We start from the raw sequence: 17,917 nt of genomic DNA, 5'->3' as shown, positions 1-17,917 counted from the left end.
TAATTCTTACATGTTAGAAAAGAATTCTAACATGTAAGAATTATGCAAGATAAATATAAGAAACCATGCGCGGGGAAGTACGCCGAGTGGCAGGCATTCCTCTTCGAGTCACTCCCGACGTCGTTCCCGTTTTCTTTTCCGTTCCTGCGGATTACCTTCACGCTTGCCGGGCCGCCCACCGCATAGACTGGGAGGCATGAGCGAAATAAGCGCGTTGAATCTCGAACCCGGCGATGCCGTGGGCGGCTACACCCTGATCTCCCGTCTCGGGTCGGGAGCCATGGGATCGGTGTGGCGTGTACATGATGATGGCGGTCACACATATGCGATGAAGATACTGCGGGATTCACTGTCCGACGAGGAGAACGCGCACAACGATCCGAACCTCAAGGAGAACGTTCCCGCCCGCGAGCGCCTGCGTCGTGAGGCGTTGGCGTTGCGGCGCATCCATAATCCGGGCGTCTGCGGCATCGTCGACATGGAGTTGGACGATGCGGTGGCGTTCATCGTCACGGAGCTGATCGAAGGCAAAAACCTCAAGGATGATGTCGCCGCGAACGGCCCGTATGTGGGCAATGATCTCGAACGCCTCGCCCGTAAGCTCATCGAAGCGGTACGTGCCGTGCATCAGGCGGGCATCATCCACCGTGATATCAAGCCGACCAATGTGATGATTTCCGCGACCGGGCCGGTGCTGGTCGATTTCGGCATCGCCATGGGTGAGAACGAAAGCCATGTGACCCGTACGGGCCTGGTCATGGGTACGCCGGGTTTCATCGCGCCGGAGATCATCGATGGCGCGGATTCCAATGAGGCGACCGACTGGTGGTCCACCGCCTCCGTGTTGGCGTTCGCCGCCACCGGTTCGCCGGTGTTCGGCACGAAACCGATGATGGCCGTGCTGGAGCGCGCGGCTTCGGGCAATGCGAATCTCGCGGGATTGCCCGCCAATACGCTCGCCGCGTTCCGTAGCGCTCTGCACCCCGATCCTTCACGGCGTTGCACGCCCGAACAGTTGCTGCATGCCGTCGCGTTGGATGCGTTGAATCCTTTCGCTTGGAAGACCCCGGAATCCAGCGGTCTGTTCGATTCCACCAACGGCGCGGACGCCTCGGAGGTGGTGCGCCCTTTTGACGTACCACTTCCGGAAGGCATGAGGATGCCTTCACCCCCAGCGGCCGAATCGAATGCCATGCCGCGTCGTTCCGCCGCGCTGAACCGTTTGGCGCAACGCAATCAGCCGGGCAATCTGCGTGCGGATTGGGATGGCGTGGGAACGGATGCTGGCAACGATCCCGGATTCGTCGCCGCCACGATGGCGTTGTCTCCCGAGCAGTGCACGGTGGCGCTTCCCAGCGATTCGTTGGGGCCGGAACAGGCCACGCAATCCTTCACGCGCACGCGGGTCATGCCCGCCGAACCGGCATTCGAGGCGAAAACCTCGGTTATGCCGGCCGCCTCGGCCACCTGGCCCACTTCGGCCACGACGGTCATGCCCGGCGCGTACGGGCAGCAGCGGATGCCCGCGCCCACACAGGTCATGCAGTCGGTGCCGCCGCTGCCGCCTTTGCCTTCCATGCCGTCAATGCCTTCGGCACAGCCCATGGCACCTATGGCGATATCCCCTGAACCCATCCCTCCCATGCCGCAGGTCCAGGAGCAGGCTCAAGAGCAACTGCTGGCGCAACCGTTGCAGCAGGAGGTCAATCCGGCGGATATCAAACGCGACAGGTACCTGTCGCACAGCACGCTGCCGCTGGCGGTCAGCGCCGTCATTCCGGCCGTCACGGCACTGTTCAACCCGCTGATCGCCCCGTTCGCGGCCCTGCTGCTGTTCTGGCTGCTGTTCACGATCGGTTTCAGCACCGAGGCGCAGCTGGAACGTGAAGGCAAACGCGGCGGGAGACGCAAGGGTTCCGACACCGCGATCGGCGTGCTGTCGTTGCCTTGGCATCTGGTGCAGGGCGCGTTCCATGGCGTGCTCCGCACCGCGCTGTACACGCTCGTCTACGCCTTGCTGACCGTCATTGCCGCGTTGGCGTTGAATCTCCCTTGGCAGATGGTCCCCATCGGCGACATGTGGCCGTATATGCTTCCCTATCTGACGGATTGCGGTGTTCCCCTCTCGTCCACCGGATTGGCGGTGGCATGCACCGCGGCGGCAACGTGGGTGGGCACCTCGTTCTGGCCGAACGCGCCGATGCTTCGCCTGGGAGCCGGCATGATCGGCAGACGCAGTACGCCCCGTCGCTCATCCCGTACCACCTCATCCCCCGAAAGGCAGTCGATTTAGTCTGTTCCCCAATCACGATATCGTTTTCATGGTTCCGTGGACTACACTGGGCACGGAGCGAACATAAGACAAAGGAGCACGCATGTCCAATATGGGCAACCACCGTCAATCCCGTGCCGAACGCCGCGCAGCCAACGAAGCCACAGCCAAGGCCGCCGCAGAACAGGCGGCCAAGGAACGCCGCCAGCAGACCATCATCGGCGCGTGTGTCCTGGCGGTCATCGTCGCACTTGTCGCGGTGATCGTCCTCGCCATCTGGCAACCGTGGAAGAGCAAGTCCTCGGAAAGCAGCAACGCCAGCAATCTGACCGTCCAGCAGGCCTACGATCAGCTGCAAAGTGTCAAGAACAAGCCTTCCACCGCGAACAGCAAGGGCGGCATCCTGCTTTCGAAGGACGGCGTGGGCAAGAAGGTCGCGGGGGCACCCACCGTGGCCGTCTACATGGACTTCATGTGCTCCGGTTGCGGCAATTTCAACCGTCTGGTCGATCCGACCTTGGAGAAGATGCTCGATGCCGGTCAGGTGAACCTCGAGCTGCACCCCATGTCGTTCGGCGACCGTTGGAGCAAGGACAACTACTCCACCAGGGCCGCGAACATGCTGCTGTACATCACCGAGCATGACGACGATCCGAACCACATCCTCGGCTTCATCTCGAACATGTACGCCGATGACTTCCAGCCCGCCGAGAACTCCGGCGTCACCACCTCCGACGACCAGATGAAGCAGCAGGCCACCAAGGCCGGCGTGTCGAAGACGGTCGCCGACGCGGCGGTCACCGACAAGTACACTGCTTGGCTGGACGCCATCGACACGTACACGCCGAAGCGCAGCGAGCTGTGGAACACGTCCGGCGATCTCAAGGGGCAGATGACCACGCCCACCGTCACGATCAACGGAAAGTTCTGGGATATGAACCAATCCCAGTCCGTGTATTCCGACACCAAGACCAGTCTTCTGGCGGCCTTGGGCATCGCTGAGGACAAGGTCGGCGTCGAAGGCACGATGCCGTCGATCGGCGAAAACGGCAAGCCGATTACCCCTTCAGCAGATAAGTAAGCGTTTCCATCCGGTGGAACTGATATGCTTCTCAATGTCTGTGTGCTGAAACGCACACCGCCTCTTTAGCTCAGATGGCCAGAGCGGCCGCCTTGTAAGCGGCAGGTCGTCGGTTCGATCCCGACAAGAGGCTCTCCCCCTCACGGGGTATAATAGGGGGGACATATACGTCGCTCGAGTAAGAGTGAAGGGCCTCACCCCCTAATTCGGCCCTTCCAAATATGGGGCAGAGCATCCCCCTAATCTGTTCTGCCCCTAAGAGGGGGCGGGAACATTCCCCTTCTCTCCCGCCCCCTCTTTCTTCTTTCACCCCGCCTCATTCAGGCGGGGTTTCTTTTTTGTGGTGAAATGGCTCACACTCGTCGTTTCCCGAGGGAGACATCACTTCCTGCCATTAAGATTGGGCGCGGTATGCCCGAACGCCAGTGACGGCGGGTCAGGAAAGAGGTTGTATATGGCACGGAGATGGACACCGCAACGGTTCATGAAAATGCGTCGCGTTCGTGTCGCCGTCTGCGCGATCACGGTCGCCGCGATGGCGGTGGCGACGTTCGCACTGACCACGCGCAAGGCCGTCGCGCTGAACGTCAACGGCAAAACCACCATGGTGGCCACTTATGCCATGACCGTCGACCGTCTGCTGGAGGAGCAAGGCATCAGCGTCAAATCGCATGATCTGGTGCAATCCACGTCCGGCGGCACGCTGGCCGATCATGCGGTCGTCACTGTGCGCAGCGCCTATCAGACCACGGTGAACGTCGACGGCGAGGAGATTCCGTTCTGGACCGTGGCGGACAGCGCCGATCAACTGATCGGCTTCTTCAAGGCGAACGAGAGCAAGGCGTCCAGCATCACCGTCAACATCGATAACGTCTACAAGCAGCTCACCGGCGGCATGGTGATCAACCGTAAGGGACCGGTCACCGTGGTGGCCGACGGCAAGAGCTCGCAGGCGCCGAACGGCAAGCTTCCCGCCGCTTCGATCCTGGATTCCAAGGGCATCACCGTGGGCAAGGAAGATAAGGTGAGCGTCACGGAGAGCGGTTCGCAGACCGTGCTGCGCGTGCAGCGCGTGACGCATGGGCAGGAGACGCGCACCAAGGTCGTCCCGTTCGAGACGCAGACCATCGTGGATTCCTCGCTGCAGCCCGGCGAGACGGTGATCCGCCAGCAGGGTGAGAACGGCGAAATCCAGCAGACATACAACGTGACCTATGTCGACGGCGTTTCCAGCAGCGAGACGTTGGAGAGCGAGACCACCACCAAGGCGTCGGTGAATCAGGTCGTGGCGGTCGGACCGGCGAAGGCTGCGACCGATGACGACGACAAGGGTTCCGGCGATGGTTCCGATAAGGCTTCCGGCAAGGACTCCGATACGACGAACAGCGATTCGGATTCCTCGAAGAAGGATGATGCCAAGAGCGATGCCGATGCCGACAAGAACAAGTCGGATGCCAAGTCCGATTCGACGTCGAAGGGCGATACCAACAACAGCCAGAGCACGAGCCAGAACAACCAGAACCAGAACACGAACCAGAATCAGAACAACCAGAACCAAAACCAAAACAGCGGGCAGACGACCCAAAAACCGAGTCAGAACACCAACCAGAACCAGAACAACAATCAGAACAACAGCCAGAACACGACCCAGAAGCCGAACCAGAGCACGAACAATAACCAGGGCAGCGGTTCGTCCACCAGCGGCCGCCTATGGCACCCCAGCGTAGCCCAGGCGCAGGCGTATGCCGCCGCCGCGGCCGCCCAGCGAGGCTGGACCGGCGCGGATTGGGACGCCCTCGTGTGGATCTGGAACCATGAGTCGAGCTGGCTATGGAACGCGGAGAACGCGTATTCCGGCGCGTACGGCATCCCGCAGGCCCTGCCGCCGGATAAGATGGGCGCCGGATACAGGGACGATGCCGCGGTTCAGATTGACTGGGGCTTGTCCTATATTGCTGGACGCTATGGCAGTCCGAGCCAGGCCAAACAATGGTGGATGCAGCATAACTGGTACTGATCGAAGGCTTTACGATGACCGATATTCCCGACACCGAACCGACCGCGCATCTTCTCGGCGCCGCCGACATCCGACGCATCGCCGACGAGGCCGGCGTAAGCCCGACCAAGAAGTTCGGGCAGAACTTCGTCATCGACCCCGGCACCGTCCGGCGTATCGTGCGTGAAGCGCATGTTCAGCCCGATACGCATGTGCTGGAGGTTGGTCCAGGGCTCGGATCGCTGACATTGGCGATCCTGGAGACCGGCGCCACCATGACCGCCGTGGAGATCGACCCTCCGCTGGCCGAACGTCTTCCGCAGACCGTGGGCGAATTCATGCCGGATGCTTCCGGCCGTCTGACCGTCGTCAACCGTGACGCGCTCACCGTGGGCCCGGAAACGCTGCCGGAGTTCGCGGACGGCAAACCGTTCACCCTGGTGGCGAATCTGCCGTACAACGTGGCCACACCGATCCTGCTGACGCTGCTGGAACGCTTCGATAATCTCGATTCCTTCCTCGTCATGGTGCAGAAGGAGGTCGCCGACCGTCTGGCCGCAACCCCCGGCAACAAGATCTACGGCACCCCGAGCGTGAAGCTCGCCTGGTATGGCGAAGCCAAGCGTGTGGGCACGATCGGACGCAACGTGTTCTGGCCTGCGCCGAACGTGGATTCCGCGCTCGTGCATTTCCGTCGTTTCGATACGCCCCGCCCGCAGGAGCTGCGTGAGCACACGTTCGCGCTGATCGACGCGGCTTTCGGCCAGCGTCGCAAGACCTTGCACGCGGCCCTGAAGAAGATCGTGCCCGCCGAAGCCTTCAAGGCCGCAGGCATCGATCCGACCCGCCGCGGCGAGACGCTCACTATCGACGAGTTCATGGCCTTGGCCAAGGCCATGGAATCCAGCACCGGAACCGCGGAAGGCACGGGCACGGAGGACCTCGCATGAGTGAAACCCCACGCAGCGTCGTCGTCGAATGCCCCGCGAAAACGAATCTCACGCTTGAAGTGGGCGAATCCCGCAGCGAATGGGGCGGGCGGCATGAGCTCGACACCATTTATTGCGCCGTCAGCCTGACGGATACCGTCACCGTCACGGAGAAGGCGGCGGACGCGGGATTCTCCTTGGAGCTCGATGGCACGCATCTGGGCGATCTGGCCTCATCGCAGGCGGATATGCGCCGCAATCACGCGGTGCTCGCCTTGTTCGCCATGGCCGAGGCGGCCGGGCGTGAGCCGAACGTCGGCATCTCCATCACGAAGCGTATTCCCGTGGGCGGCGGTCTTGCCGGCGGTTCCGTCGACGCGGCCGCAACGATTCTCGGCCTGAACGAATTATGGGATCTTCACTGGCCTGTGGAGAAACTGCAGCAGGTCGCCTCCACGCTGGGCGCCGACATGCCGTTCTGCGTCGCCGGCGGCTACGCGCACGGCACCGGGTACGGGGAACGCATCAGCATCTACTCCCCCGATTCCGACGAGGCGGAGGATCTGTGCAACCGTGGTTTCGCCGGCCCGCTGTTGGTGGGCGCCTACCAGTCGCAGCTGAGCACCCCCGAAGTCTATGCGGCCTTCGATCAGATCGGAGCCAAGCCGGGTGATGCGAATCACTTGCAGAACGCCGCCATCAGCCTGCACCCGCGCAGCGGCAAAGCCATCGACGACGCCTTGGCGGCCGGCGCATCCCATGCGTTCGTGTCCGGATCGGGTCCGTCGGTCATCGCCTTCACACCCACGCCCGCCATCCGACAGGCGGTGATCGAGACTTGGAAACGCAATGCCAGTGTCGACCGCATCATCGCCGCGAACGCACCCGCGGTACCATCCGTGAGCGTCACGGTAACGAGATACAGTGAAACAGCATTCCGAAGCGAAGGGACAACGCAATGACTGAGCCGTATGACGAACGTGCAGCCCGCAAAGCGTATATTCGTCGCCGTCAGACGACGGTGTTCACCATCACAGCAGTGATTCTCGTAATCGCTTTGGTCGTATCCTGCCTGGTTTCCTTCAAGGTGATCACCTTCGAAAGCAATACGAAGACCGTCGCCCAGCCGAATTACGGCCAGGCGGTTCCCTGCGCCGCGAAGAACGCGGACGGCAGCGCCATGAAGTGGGCCGACAACAACACCGTGCCCGTGCGCGTGCGCAACGGCACCGAGTTCGCCGGCTTGGCCAAGGCCGTCGGCGAGGCGTTGCAGGACCGTCAGTTCAATGTGGTGACGATCGACAACTACCCCAGCTCGAAGGTCAATCGCACCACCATCTACTTCGGCGTGAACGCCATCAACCCGGCCTATACGTTGAACGCGTATTTCAAGGATGCCGTCATGGTGATGGACGACCGTCAGGATCGTCTGGTCGATGTGGTGCTCGGCGCCACGTTCAACGATCTGAACAAGGAGCGCGACGTCAAGAAGCAGGGCGACAAGATCAAGGATTTCGAAGGCTGCAAGACGGTTGACGAGATGAACAAGCTCGGTCTGCCGAAGGCGTCCGAGCATACCGCGGTCAACTGATCGGGCATCACAGGCACATATGGAAAGCCCCTTCCCGCATGAACGGGAAGGGGCTTCGTCGTACTCACCGTCTTTCGGCTTACATCGTCTGCCGGCCGCGGTCGCGGTAAATCACGCCTCCTGCTGTTCGGCGTACCAGCGCCGCAGCTCGGCCACCGCGACATCATGGTCCACCGGGCCGTTATCAAGACGGTAGTCGAGCATGTGCCTGTACGCCTTGCCGATCATCGGACCGGGTTCAAGCCCCAGCAGGTCCATGATCTCGTTGCCGTTGATGTCCGGGCGGATCGCGTCGAAGTCCTCCTTCTTCTTCAGCTCGCGCACGCGATCCTCCATCTCGTCCATCGCACTGGAGAACACCATCGCCTTGCGACGGTTCTGCGTGGTCGCGTCGGCGCGGGTCAGGCGGTTCAGACGTTCATACAGGTGCCCGGCGTCCTTCACGTAACGGCGCACGGCAGAATCCGTCCACGGCTCGTCCACGTAGCCGTGGAAACGCAGGTGCAGGTTCACCAGTTCGCTGACGTCCTCGACCATGTGATGGTCGAAGTGGAGCGCGCGCAGGCGTTTGCGGGTCAGTTTCGCGCCCACCACATCATGATGGTGGAAGCTGACCTTGCCGCCCGCCTCGAACCTTCTGGTCTTCGGTTTGCCGATGTCGTGCATCAGCGCGGCGAGGCGCAGCGTCAGGTCCGGGCGCGGCACGGGACCGTCGTCGTCGGTTTCCAACGCGACCGCACGGTCGAGCACGATCATGGTGTGTTCGAACACGTCCTTGTGGCGGTGATGTTCGTCGATCTGCAGTTCCAGTGCGGGAATCTCAGGGAACACGATGTCGGCCAGGCCGGATTCCACCAGCGCTTCGATACCGGCACGCGGACGGTCGGACAGCAGCATCTTGGTCAGTTCGTCGCGCACGCGTTCGGCGGAGACGATACGGATGCGATCGGTCATGTCGTACATCGCTTCGGCGGTTTCGGCTTCGATGGTGAAGCCCAGCTGGGCCACGAACCGCACCGCACGCATCATGCGCAGCGGATCGTCGTCGAAGGATTGGCGCGGGTCGACCGGCGTGCGCAGTATTCCCTTGGCCAAATCGTTGGCACCGCCGAACGGGTCCACGAATTCCAGGTCGGGTACGCGCAACGCCATGGCGTTCACCGTGAAGTCACGGCGTGACAAGTCGCCTTCCAGCGTGTCGCCGTACGCCACTTCTGGTTTGCGTGAATCCGGATTGTATGCGTCCGTGCGGTATGTGGTGACCTCCACCTGCACTTCGGTGCCGTCGGGGCGCCGGCGCATCGCACCCAGCGTGCCGAATTTGCGGCCCATATCCCAGAAACCGTCATGCCCGAACCTGCGCAGGATCGGCTCGAATTGTTCGGGGCGCGCCGACGTGCAGAAATCAAGATCATGGCTGCGCCGATGCAGCAGCAGGTCGCGTACCGGGCCACCCACCAAGGCCAGTTCATAGCCTTCCGCGGCGAACATCCTGCCTAGTTCCAAGGCCTCCGGCCATACTTCGAAATTCACGTGGAACCTTTCCCATCTTGTCTTTTTTTACTGCCAACAAGCATAACCGTTACCCTATATCCACACGGGTTTGAGTAAGGTAGGAAACATGATTACTCCCGCGGACCTAGCGCGCATGCTTCAGCATGCCGACGATGCCGCGGTCAACCATGCCCAAAACTATCCCGACGAGGAGCGTCCACTGTGGACCTCCGAGTCCGCGCCGATCGACGAAACGGACACCAGGCTCGCGTTCACTTCGATCTCGACCGTCAGCTCGACACACACGCAGTCGGGCCCCACGCCGGCCAACATGCCGCAGAAACGCACCACGGACGGCCCGACGACCTTCGCGTCCCTCGACGCCCAGGAGCTTCCGGTCGTACGCGAATACTCGGCTGGCGGTTTGGTGTTCGACGCCAAGGGACGTGTGGCGATCATCGCCAGACATTCGCGCAGCGGCCATCTGGAATGGTGCCTGCCGAAGGGGCATATCGAGAAGGGTGAAACCCCTCAGCAGACCGCCGTGCGTGAAGTGCACGAAGAAACCGGCATTCTGGGCGAGGTGGTCGATTCCATCGCCACCATCGACTATTGGTTCACCGGAACCTCACAGCGTGTACACAAGCTGGTGCATCATTTCGCATTGCGTCAAGTAGGCGGCACTCTCACCGTGGAAGGCGATCCGGATCATGAGGCGGAGGATGCCATCTGGGTGGATTTCAAGGATCTGGACGATGTGCTCAGCTATCCTAATGAACGTAAAATCGTGTGGCTTTATGCCAAAAAAATGAATAGGCAGGCGGAAGCGTGAGGCAAAGCGCCCCCAGTGTGCTGCGACGCAGCATCATCGGTATACTCAGCGCGATTCTGTTCGTCACCTGCGGTTTGGCCTGCGTGCAGCCGCAGGCCGTCGCGGCGGGATCGCAGACCACGACATCCGAGAACGACAAGCACGGGCAGGTGCTCTCCTTATCCGAGGCGACGGCGGTCGTCACGGATACGTCCGGATATCATCTCAAGGCCACGATCACGAATACCAGTGACCGGCAATGGAACGCCGGCCGGTTGTCGTTGACCGTCAATTCGGGCTATACGTTCACGTCACGCACCGATATGCAGGAGTGGGCACAGGCGCAAAACATGATCCCCACACCGAACGAAATCGGCACCGTGCAGGTCCAACCACTCTCACCGGGGCAGAGCACGACAGTCGGCATCGACGCAAAAGCCGACAACGATGCGCTCAAAAGCATCATCGCATGGGGTCCCAAGCCGCTTCTCGCCGACTACTCGCATGATGACGAGGATGTGGTCCTGCACAGCTTCCTGACGCGTTCCGCGGCCGGCCTCAACACCATCCAGACACCGGCCATGCGCATCACGATGGTGGCACCGCTGGCGTCCGGTCATTGGCAGACGTCGAACGACACGTTGACCTCCATGGTGAAAGAGCGCGTCGAAACGACATCCGATACCATCAAGGGCACCGCAGGCGGCGCAAATACGGCCAAAACCGGCGGCAAGGACGGTTCCGAAGCGGTGATGTTGTCGGCGGGCCACACACGCTTCGACCGTTCCCTCAACGACGTGCTGACCAAGCATTCCGCTTTGCAGACCGTCGCCGATCCCACGTATCTCGACGCGCTGAGCATGCCCCCAAGGGTGTCCGCGCTCATGCAGCCCGCGGCCTTCGACATCACCTCCTATGCGGCACGCAACGACGCGCAGAGCTATGAGAACGCCGGCGTGGGAAGCGGCATGTGGAACACCGATGCCGCGGTAGCGCGATACCGCAACGCCATCGGAAACAGCAAGGCCAAGGCTTCCACCATCGCATGGCAGGGCAAAGGGCACTGGACGGCGCAGGCTCTCACCGAGGCGCGCAGCCAGGGGTATATCACGGTCATCTCCACCGCGGATTTCGAATCCGATGACAGCGATACCGTACGCACCGGAACCAGTGTGGTTTCCACCGATGCGGGGGATGTCACCGTTCTGGTGGAACAGCGTGAGTTGAGCAAGCTCGCCCAGGGAACCGCGACCAGCCGCAAGGCGCGCGCCGAATCCAGCGAGGCCGGCCGACTGGCCCGATTCGTCGCGCAAAGCGCGTTCTACCAGATGGAACAGCCGTATACGGAACGCAATCTGCTCGTCAATTTCGGGTTCAACGCCAGCGCCTCCACCTTGGATTCCTTCATGAGTGCGGTCGAATCCTCCAACTGGCTGGAAACCACCGATCTGGCGACGCTGGCCAAAGCGACTCCGCAAACCTCGGACGATGAGACAACCAGCCATGCGCCGACCGAAAGTGGCATCAGCAAGAGCAAAACCGCGGCTTTGGACGCCACCATCACCACGCTTACGGCGAGCAGGTCCGCCATCGTACGGTTCCGTGACGGCATCATGACCGGCGGTTCCGACGAAGCACGGCAGGCGTGGATCGACCGCATCCTCACCGCGCAAAGCACCATGGCGTTGCACGCCTTCTCTTCGGACGGTTCCGACACAGCATCATCCGCCGCCATGGTTTCCGCCTCGCAACAGCTTTCGAACAATCTGCTCAACAGCATTTCCCTCGCCCCGTCCGAAACCATCACCATGGTGTCGGAAACGGCCACCATGCCGGTGACCGTGAGCAACGGCACGCCGTTCTCCGTCAAGGTGAACATCTCCTCGATCACCGATTCGTCCGAAATCGCCACGTCAAGACGCACCTCGATCACGGTTCCGGCCCATTCCGAGGCACAGGCGACCTTCCGGCTGCGTGCCGCGACGTCAAGTTCGGCGACCGCGACCATCACCTTGGAGGATCGATCCGGCATCGCCTTCGGGCAGCCTCAGCAGACGGCGATCTCCTGCATTCTGAAAATCAGCGACATGACTGGCTTCATCATCATCGGCGCGGCGGTGGCCCTTGGACTTCTGGGCCTCTGGCGGCAGTTCCACCGGAAGAAGGATCCTGACGAATGAGTTCGAATGTAGGCCGTAATTCACTCATCATGGCTTCCGGGACGCTGGTCTCGCGCGTCACGGGCCAAGTCCGCACCATTCTGCTCGCCGCCTGCCTGGGCACCACCGGCGTCGCGGCGAACGCCTACCAGACCGGCGCGATGATCCCGCAGGTGCTGTTCACCGTCATCTCCGGCGGCATCTTCAACGCCGTGCTGGTGCCGCAGATCGTCCGCACCTTGAAGGCGAAGGACGCGCAGGAACGACTCAACAAGCTCATCACGGTGTCCATCACGCTGCTGCTGGCCATGACGCTGCTGATGATGGCGGCCACGCCGCTGCTCACCATGCTGTACCTGGATTCCAGTTGGGGTCCCGCGCAGCGTGCACTGGTGAATTCCTTCACCCTGTGGTGCATGCCGCAGATCTTCTTCTACGGCCTGTATACCGTGCTGGGCCAGCTGCTTGCGGCCAAGGATAATTTCGGCGCCTACGCGTGGAGTTCGGTCGGCGCGAATCTCATCAGCTGCACGGGTTTCGTCACGTTCCTTGTGCTGTTCGGCCGTGCCAGCCATGAACCGATGGAGTTCTGGACCACCGACAAGGTCATGCTTTCCGCGGGCACATGGACGCTGGGCGTGGCCTTCCAAGCGTTGGTGCTGTTCATCCCGCTGATCCGCATGGGCTTCAAATACAAGCCGCAGTGGGGTCTGCGCGGCATCGGACTGAGGTCCATGGGACCTGTGGCCGCGTGGAGTCTTGGCGTCACAGGCGTGCAGGAATTGGCCAATATCATCAACACGCGCATCACCAACGGCGCCCCGTTCGCCGGCAACGACCTGTATGGCATCGCGGGCAACGGCTCGTATCAGAACGCCTTCACGCTGTATATCCTGCCGTATTCGCTCATCGCGGTATCCATCTCCACCGCGATTTTCCCGAAGATCTCGCGGGCCGTGGCCGCCGACGATCTCGGCAAGGCACGCAATGCCCTAAGCGAGACGCTGCGCAATATCGGCATCCTGATGATGTTCTTCACCGCGGTGTATGTGGTCATGCCCACGACGATCATCATCGCGCTGCTGCCGAGCGTGGGCCTGCATGAGGCTCGGCTTATCGCAGGCCCCATGATAATGCTCGCCATCGGATTGCCTCTGGTCAGCGCGTATCTGCTGATACAACGCACGTTCTACGCGTTCGAGGACGGCATGAGGCCGTTCCTGTTCCAAGTCGTCATGAACGCGATCCAGGTCGCCTTCTCCATCACCTGCATGCATGTGCTCCCCCCGCAGTATTGGACCACATGCGTCGGTCTCGCCGTCACCGTGGGCTATGCCTTCAGTTTCCCCATGCTGGTGATCATGCTGCGGCACCGGTTCGAGGGGAATCTGGATGGTCATCGCATCGCCGTCACCTATGGCAAGGCCTTTGCCGCGGCACTCGTCGCCATCTTCGTCGGACTGCTGTTCACGGTGCCGATCCTGTCCTTGCTGCACGCCAGCCTGACCAACTACAACGTCGGCATGAACTGGTTCCAGGCGGTCGCGTTCTGCGCAATCATGGCCGTGCTGATGGCGGTGACGTATGCCGGTATGCTGATCGCGATGCGCTGCCAGGAATTCGTCGTCATCGTCAACAATGTGAAGAACCGGCTCACGCACAAGGCCCCGGCAGCGGACGAATCCCAGGATGCCCTTAACAAGGGTATGGAGGGGGACTCCCTGCCGAGTGGCGAAGCGGAGAACACTGCGGGCGCGGCACCTGCCGAAGCGCCTGCGGAACCGCCCATCACCGCATCCGCCGGCGACGGCGGAAACCAGTCCGCGCTTTCTCCTACGAAAACATCACAAACCGCTGTTGAGACCGCTGCGGTTTCGACCAGTCCCACAGCTAGAATGACACCAGCGTCAACGCATTCGGCGTTGCAATCATCTGCGCAAATCGGAGTCGAGAACATGACCAAGCCTCAGCTGGGAGACACCCTGTTCAATCGCTATACGCTGATTGCATTGTTGCGCGACGAACCAGGCGTTCAGGCTTGGAAAGCCAACGACCGCGTCCTGGCACGCGACTGCCAGGTGTTCATCCTCACCGCGGCCCAGCATTTGGGCAACGTGGCCGTCGCCGCATCCACGTTGGGACGCGTGAAGGGGTTCACCCCCGTCGTGCAGTTCCGCAGGGCCGGCGAAGCCGCCGTACTGATCACCGATATCGAATCAGGCCTGTCGCTCACCGATTATCTGCAAGGCCAGTCGAAAAACGTGTTGGGCACCGAGGCGATCCGTTCCATCATCGGCAGCGCGGCGAACCTTGCCAGCCGACTGACGAATCCCCGACTCACCACATCCACGCTGCGCATTTCCACCAACGGACTGGAAATCGCCGATACGGCCATCGCATCCATGCTTGAGGAGCCCACCCAGGCCCGGACCGGCATGCAAGGCGATCAGCTGGTCATCCGTCAGCTGGCGGCTCTTCTGTACGCCCTGATCACCAAGACACCGTCCTCCAAGGACATGGTTTACGACCTGAGGAAGCTGGACGATAGCGTCCCCAGCGAATTCCGCATGATCATCATTCGTGGCCTTGCGATCGATGACGGTTCGCATCGCACGGTGCCGATGGTGTCGTTGAGCGAGCTGACCGCGTTGCTTGGCGACTGGACACCGTTGGAGAAGCTGCCCACGCAGGATATTGTCCTGCCGAGCACCGCCGGTGAGGGTTCCATCGTCACCGCCGAGCTGTGCCCCATCGACGATCAGGAACTGGTTGAAATTCCTTCCTCCGTCATCACCACGGAGAAGCTTCGCGAGCTAACCATCGAGCATATGCCTCAGCCTCGCGTGGCGAGTTCCACGTCCAGTGAGCAGGAGCTGCTGAGGAAGGGCGAGGCGAATCTTTCCAAGCTCGCCAATTCCACCGAGAAGACGCTTTCCACAGTCCTGCACAAGGGGCAGGAAAGCGAAGAGGCGATCAAGAACCGTCTGAACCGTTCCATCAAGCGGGACGCCAAGGAATATAGCGATGCCGACCTGTTCGAAGGGTTCGCGTTCTCCTCTGATTCCATGACTTCCGTCGGCACCAACGGCTTCGATATGACAACCCAGATCCCGGTGCTCGACGATGCCAACTATCCGACACAGACGATTCGCGTCAACGACGTGCGCAACGATATCGACCGGCCCGCGCAGGCCGCCGCGGCTCCGGCGTTCACGCCCGCCGCCGCACCTGCCCCAGCCTCGTATCCTGCGTCCATCCCCGCGCGGCCCGCGTCGGGCATGCCCATGCAGCAGCCGCCGAGCTTCGCCCCTCAGGGCCAGACGAATGAGGATGTGGAGGAAGCGAACGACGATCTCGCCGATACCCGTCTGTTCGGCAAGTACACGACCGCCACCGTGGTGGTCGTGGCCGCGGCGGTGGTCGTGCTGGTCGCGCTCGGCATCGCGTTGGGCGCCGTGCATCTCAATAGCAAATCGAATAATCCGGACACGTCGAACGAATGGTCGGACAGCAATATCGACAACGTGCCGTTCGGTGACGAGAACGGGAACTCCGGAAACGGTGATTCGTCGTCGCAGTCGTCGAATAAGGCCTCGGGTGAAGCCGAATACGATTACATCGACGTCACCGACCTGTTCTTCAAGTGAGGTCGACAGGTAAGCCTGTAAGAAGTTAAGGAAGCGCGGGATTCGGAACACCGATCCCGCGCTTCTCGTATTTCCAACACCGTTGTTCGATCCGAGGAACGGCGGTACGCTGACCACCGTCTGCGGTAGACACATGCGTATGGCAGACATCACCGCATGGGCGTTACGCACGTTGAAGCAGCGTTATGGGTACGATTCGTTCCGTGGCAGGCAGTTGGATGTCATCACGGCGATTCTGGGGCATCGTGATGTGCTTGCCGTGATGCCGACGGGTGCGGGCAAATCGCTGTGCTATCAGATTCCGGCCTGTGCACCGGGCAGGAACGGCGTTCCCGCGCTGGTGCTGGTCATCACGCCGTTGCGTGCGTTGATGCGCGATCAGGTGGCCCATTTGACCGGGCATGGTATTCCCGCCGCGTTCATCTACTCGGAAACCACGGAGGATGGGCGTCGAGAAATCTACACGGCGGCGCGTGAAGGGCGTATCCGCCTGCTGTATGTCGCTCCGGAACGCCTGTCCACGCAGGGTTTTCTCCGCTTCGCGCAATCGGTCAGGATCCGTCTGCTGGCTGTGGATGAGGCGCATTGCGTATTCCAGTGGGGGCAGGATTTCCGCCCGGATTATCTCGGCATCGCCTCGTTCGTGGATCGACTTCCCGAACGCCCGGTCGTCGCCGCGTTCACCGCATCGGCCACGCCCGACGTACGCGACGGCATCGTGCGTAATCTGCGGTTGCATGACCCGCTTCGGGTCATGACGAGTTTCGACCGTCCGAACCTGTATTTCGGGCGCAGGGAGGTTCATTCCAAAACCGAGCGCGACGATATCATCACCACCTATGCCCTCTCGCATCGCGGTGAAAGCGGTATCGTCTACTGCACGTCCCGCGCCCGCACCGAGGAATTGGCCGAAGTGCTGAAAACCGCGGGCATCAATGCGGAACATTTCCACGCCAGGATGGATGAACGGCTCAAAATCGACGTGCAGAACGCGTTTCTCGACGGCTCGCTTGACGTAATCGTGGCGACCACGGCCTTCGGCATGGGCGTGGATAAGCCGGACGTGCGTTGGGTGATCAACGATGGGCTGCCGAGCAGTCTTGAGGAGTACTACCAGGAGGCTGGGCGTGCCGGACGCGACGGCAAACCGGCCAGCTGCCTTCTGCTGTGGGGACGGCATGAGTTCGAGTTTCGCAGGCAATGCATAGAGGAGTCCGCCGGGTCTGCGCTGGATGCTCAACAAGACCGCGAAAAGGCCCGTAAAGCCGCGTTGGAGCGGTGCAGTGCCATGGAGGGGTATTGCACGACTTCGGGCTGTCTGAGGGCGTATATGCTTCGTTATTTCGGTGAGGAGCCGTTGGAGAAGCGTTGCGGGACGTGTGATTCCTGCACCGGGCGTTCCTCACTGCATCGTGGGGCAGGCGCGAAGCGTGCCTATAGGAAAAGTAAAGGTATTTCGTCGTTTGGTGCGGTATCCACCTATGGGTATGCGGATGATTGGAATACCGCCAACATCTCCGATACCGCAGACATCTCCGATACCGCCGACAAGGCCACCGTCGACGCGGCGCTGGCGTTCATCCGCAATATCCATGATGCGCAAAGCACCGGGTACAGCGCGGCCAGGATCGTCAACGCGCTGCACGGGTCGCACAGCGCCGCGGTGACGGATTGTGGTTTGGATGCGGTTGCTGGGTATGGGTCGCTGCCTGATACGAGCGGCGCCGTCATCCGCGCCGCGATACGGCAACTGCTGGATGACGGCACGTTGACGCATGGCCCGCACGGGATGGTGCTGCCTGCCGACGTGGAGGATGACTGAGGGCATCTTCCGCCCCTTATACGGCGCGAGGGGCGTGGCCCGGAACAATACCGGGCCATGCCCCTCAAATCGGCCTGACGTCGCAAGAACGGCGTCTCAGCGCCGTCAGCGCGGC

11 protein-coding genes and 1 tRNA gene are annotated in these 17,917 nt (G+C 61.5%); 11 read left to right on the top strand and 1 reads right to left on the bottom strand.

Annotated elements, in window-relative coordinates; genetic code table 11:
• Positions 1-196: 196 nt before the first annotated feature.
• The 7 genes from BUB29_RS07690 (at position 197) to BUB29_RS07660 (ending at position 7,869) form a co-directional block, all read left to right on the top strand.
• Positions 197-2,293, top strand: a complete 2,097-nt coding sequence (locus BUB29_RS07690) for a serine/threonine-protein kinase (RefSeq protein ID WP_051915223.1) — start codon at positions 197-199, stop codon at positions 2,291-2,293.
• Positions 2,294-2,375: 82 nt separating this feature from the next.
• Entirely contained in the window at positions 2,376-3,353 is a 978-nt protein-coding gene (locus BUB29_RS07685) for a DsbA family protein (RefSeq protein WP_033522434.1), read from the top strand.
• Positions 3,354-3,412: 59 nt separating this feature from the next.
• Positions 3,413-3,486: transfer RNA gene (locus BUB29_RS07680), tRNA-Thr, on the top strand.
• Positions 3,487-3,807: 321 nt separating this feature from the next.
• A complete protein-coding gene (locus BUB29_RS07675; RefSeq protein ID WP_033522433.1) occupies positions 3,808-5,370 on the top strand; it encodes an aggregation-promoting factor C-terminal-like domain-containing protein in 1,563 nt (520 codons plus the stop codon).
• 23 nt (positions 5,371-5,393) lie between these two features.
• The gene (gene rsmA, locus BUB29_RS07670; RefSeq protein ID WP_143155189.1) at positions 5,394-6,299 is read left to right on the top strand and encodes a 16S rRNA (adenine(1518)-N(6)/adenine(1519)-N(6))-dimethyltransferase RsmA; all 906 of its coding nucleotides are present in this window, start codon (positions 5,394-5,396) and stop codon (positions 6,297-6,299) included.
• Complete coding sequence (locus BUB29_RS07665; protein ID WP_051915219.1) at positions 6,296-7,240, top strand: 4-(cytidine 5'-diphospho)-2-C-methyl-D-erythritol kinase; 945 nt, start codon at positions 6,296-6,298, stop codon at positions 7,238-7,240. Before rsmA ends, BUB29_RS07665 begins: the two co-directional genes overlap by 4 nt.
• Positions 7,237-7,869, top strand: coding sequence for a LytR C-terminal domain-containing protein (locus tag BUB29_RS07660; RefSeq protein ID WP_033522431.1), 633 nt, complete (start codon positions 7,237-7,239; stop codon positions 7,867-7,869). Before BUB29_RS07665 ends, BUB29_RS07660 begins: the two co-directional genes overlap by 4 nt.
• A 111-nt stretch (positions 7,870-7,980) precedes the next feature.
• Here the strand turns inward: BUB29_RS07660 and BUB29_RS07655 are convergent, their stop codons facing one another.
• The gene (locus BUB29_RS07655; protein ID WP_033522429.1) at positions 7,981-9,402 is read right to left on the bottom strand and encodes a CCA tRNA nucleotidyltransferase; all 1,422 of its coding nucleotides are present in this window, start codon (positions 9,400-9,402) and stop codon (positions 7,981-7,983) included.
• A gap of 88 nt (positions 9,403-9,490) precedes the next feature.
• Between BUB29_RS07655 and BUB29_RS07650 the strand changes: the two genes are divergently transcribed.
• The 4 genes from BUB29_RS07650 (at position 9,491) to BUB29_RS07635 (ending at position 17,802) form a co-directional block, all read left to right on the top strand.
• Positions 9,491-10,195 (top strand): NUDIX hydrolase, encoded by a 705-nt coding sequence (locus BUB29_RS07650; protein ID WP_033522427.1) that lies wholly within the window; start codon positions 9,491-9,493, stop codon positions 10,193-10,195.
• Complete coding sequence (locus tag BUB29_RS07645) at positions 10,192-12,354, top strand: DUF6049 family protein (RefSeq protein ID WP_143155182.1); 2,163 nt, start codon at positions 10,192-10,194, stop codon at positions 12,352-12,354. The genes BUB29_RS07650 and BUB29_RS07645 overlap by 4 nt, the downstream gene beginning before the upstream one ends.
• Positions 12,351-15,980: a murein biosynthesis integral membrane protein MurJ gene (locus BUB29_RS07640; protein ID WP_051915214.1), complete on the top strand. Its 3,630-nt coding sequence runs from the start codon at positions 12,351-12,353 to the stop codon at positions 15,978-15,980. The genes BUB29_RS07645 and BUB29_RS07640 overlap by 4 nt, the downstream gene beginning before the upstream one ends.
• 139 nt (positions 15,981-16,119) lie before the next feature.
• A complete protein-coding gene (locus BUB29_RS07635; RefSeq protein ID WP_159046674.1) occupies positions 16,120-17,802 on the top strand; it encodes a RecQ family ATP-dependent DNA helicase in 1,683 nt (560 codons plus the stop codon).
• Positions 17,803-17,917: the final 115 nt, after the last annotated feature.

This window comes from Bifidobacterium merycicum DSM 6492 (genome assembly GCF_900129045.1).
In the GTDB taxonomy this organism is placed as follows: domain Bacteria; phylum Actinomycetota; class Actinomycetes; order Actinomycetales; family Bifidobacteriaceae; genus Bifidobacterium; species Bifidobacterium merycicum.
Note: the sequence above shows the minus strand (reverse complement) of the source record. Positions and strands in the feature narration are given on the sequence as shown.

Excerpts from the sequence above, each read along its gene's own strand:
- BUB29_RS07690 (WP_051915223.1), top strand. The coding sequence starts at position 197 with ATGAGCGAAATAAGCGCGTTGAATCTCGAACCCGGCGATGCCGTGGGC.
- BUB29_RS07640 (WP_051915214.1), top strand. The coding sequence starts at position 12,351 with ATGAGTTCGAATGTAGGCCGTAATTCACTCATCATGGCTTCCGGGACG.
- BUB29_RS07660 (WP_033522431.1), top strand. The coding sequence starts at position 7,237 with ATGACTGAGCCGTATGACGAACGTGCAGCCCGCAAAGCGTATATTCGT.
- BUB29_RS07635 (WP_159046674.1), top strand. The coding sequence starts at position 16,120 with ATGGCAGACATCACCGCATGGGCGTTACGCACGTTGAAGCAGCGTTAT.
- BUB29_RS07685 (WP_033522434.1), top strand. The coding sequence starts at position 2,376 with ATGTCCAATATGGGCAACCACCGTCAATCCCGTGCCGAACGCCGCGCA.
- BUB29_RS07665 (WP_051915219.1), top strand. The coding sequence starts at position 6,296 with ATGAGTGAAACCCCACGCAGCGTCGTCGTCGAATGCCCCGCGAAAACG.
- BUB29_RS07650 (WP_033522427.1), top strand. The coding sequence starts at position 9,491 with ATGATTACTCCCGCGGACCTAGCGCGCATGCTTCAGCATGCCGACGAT.
- BUB29_RS07675 (WP_033522433.1), top strand. The coding sequence starts at position 3,808 with ATGGCACGGAGATGGACACCGCAACGGTTCATGAAAATGCGTCGCGTT.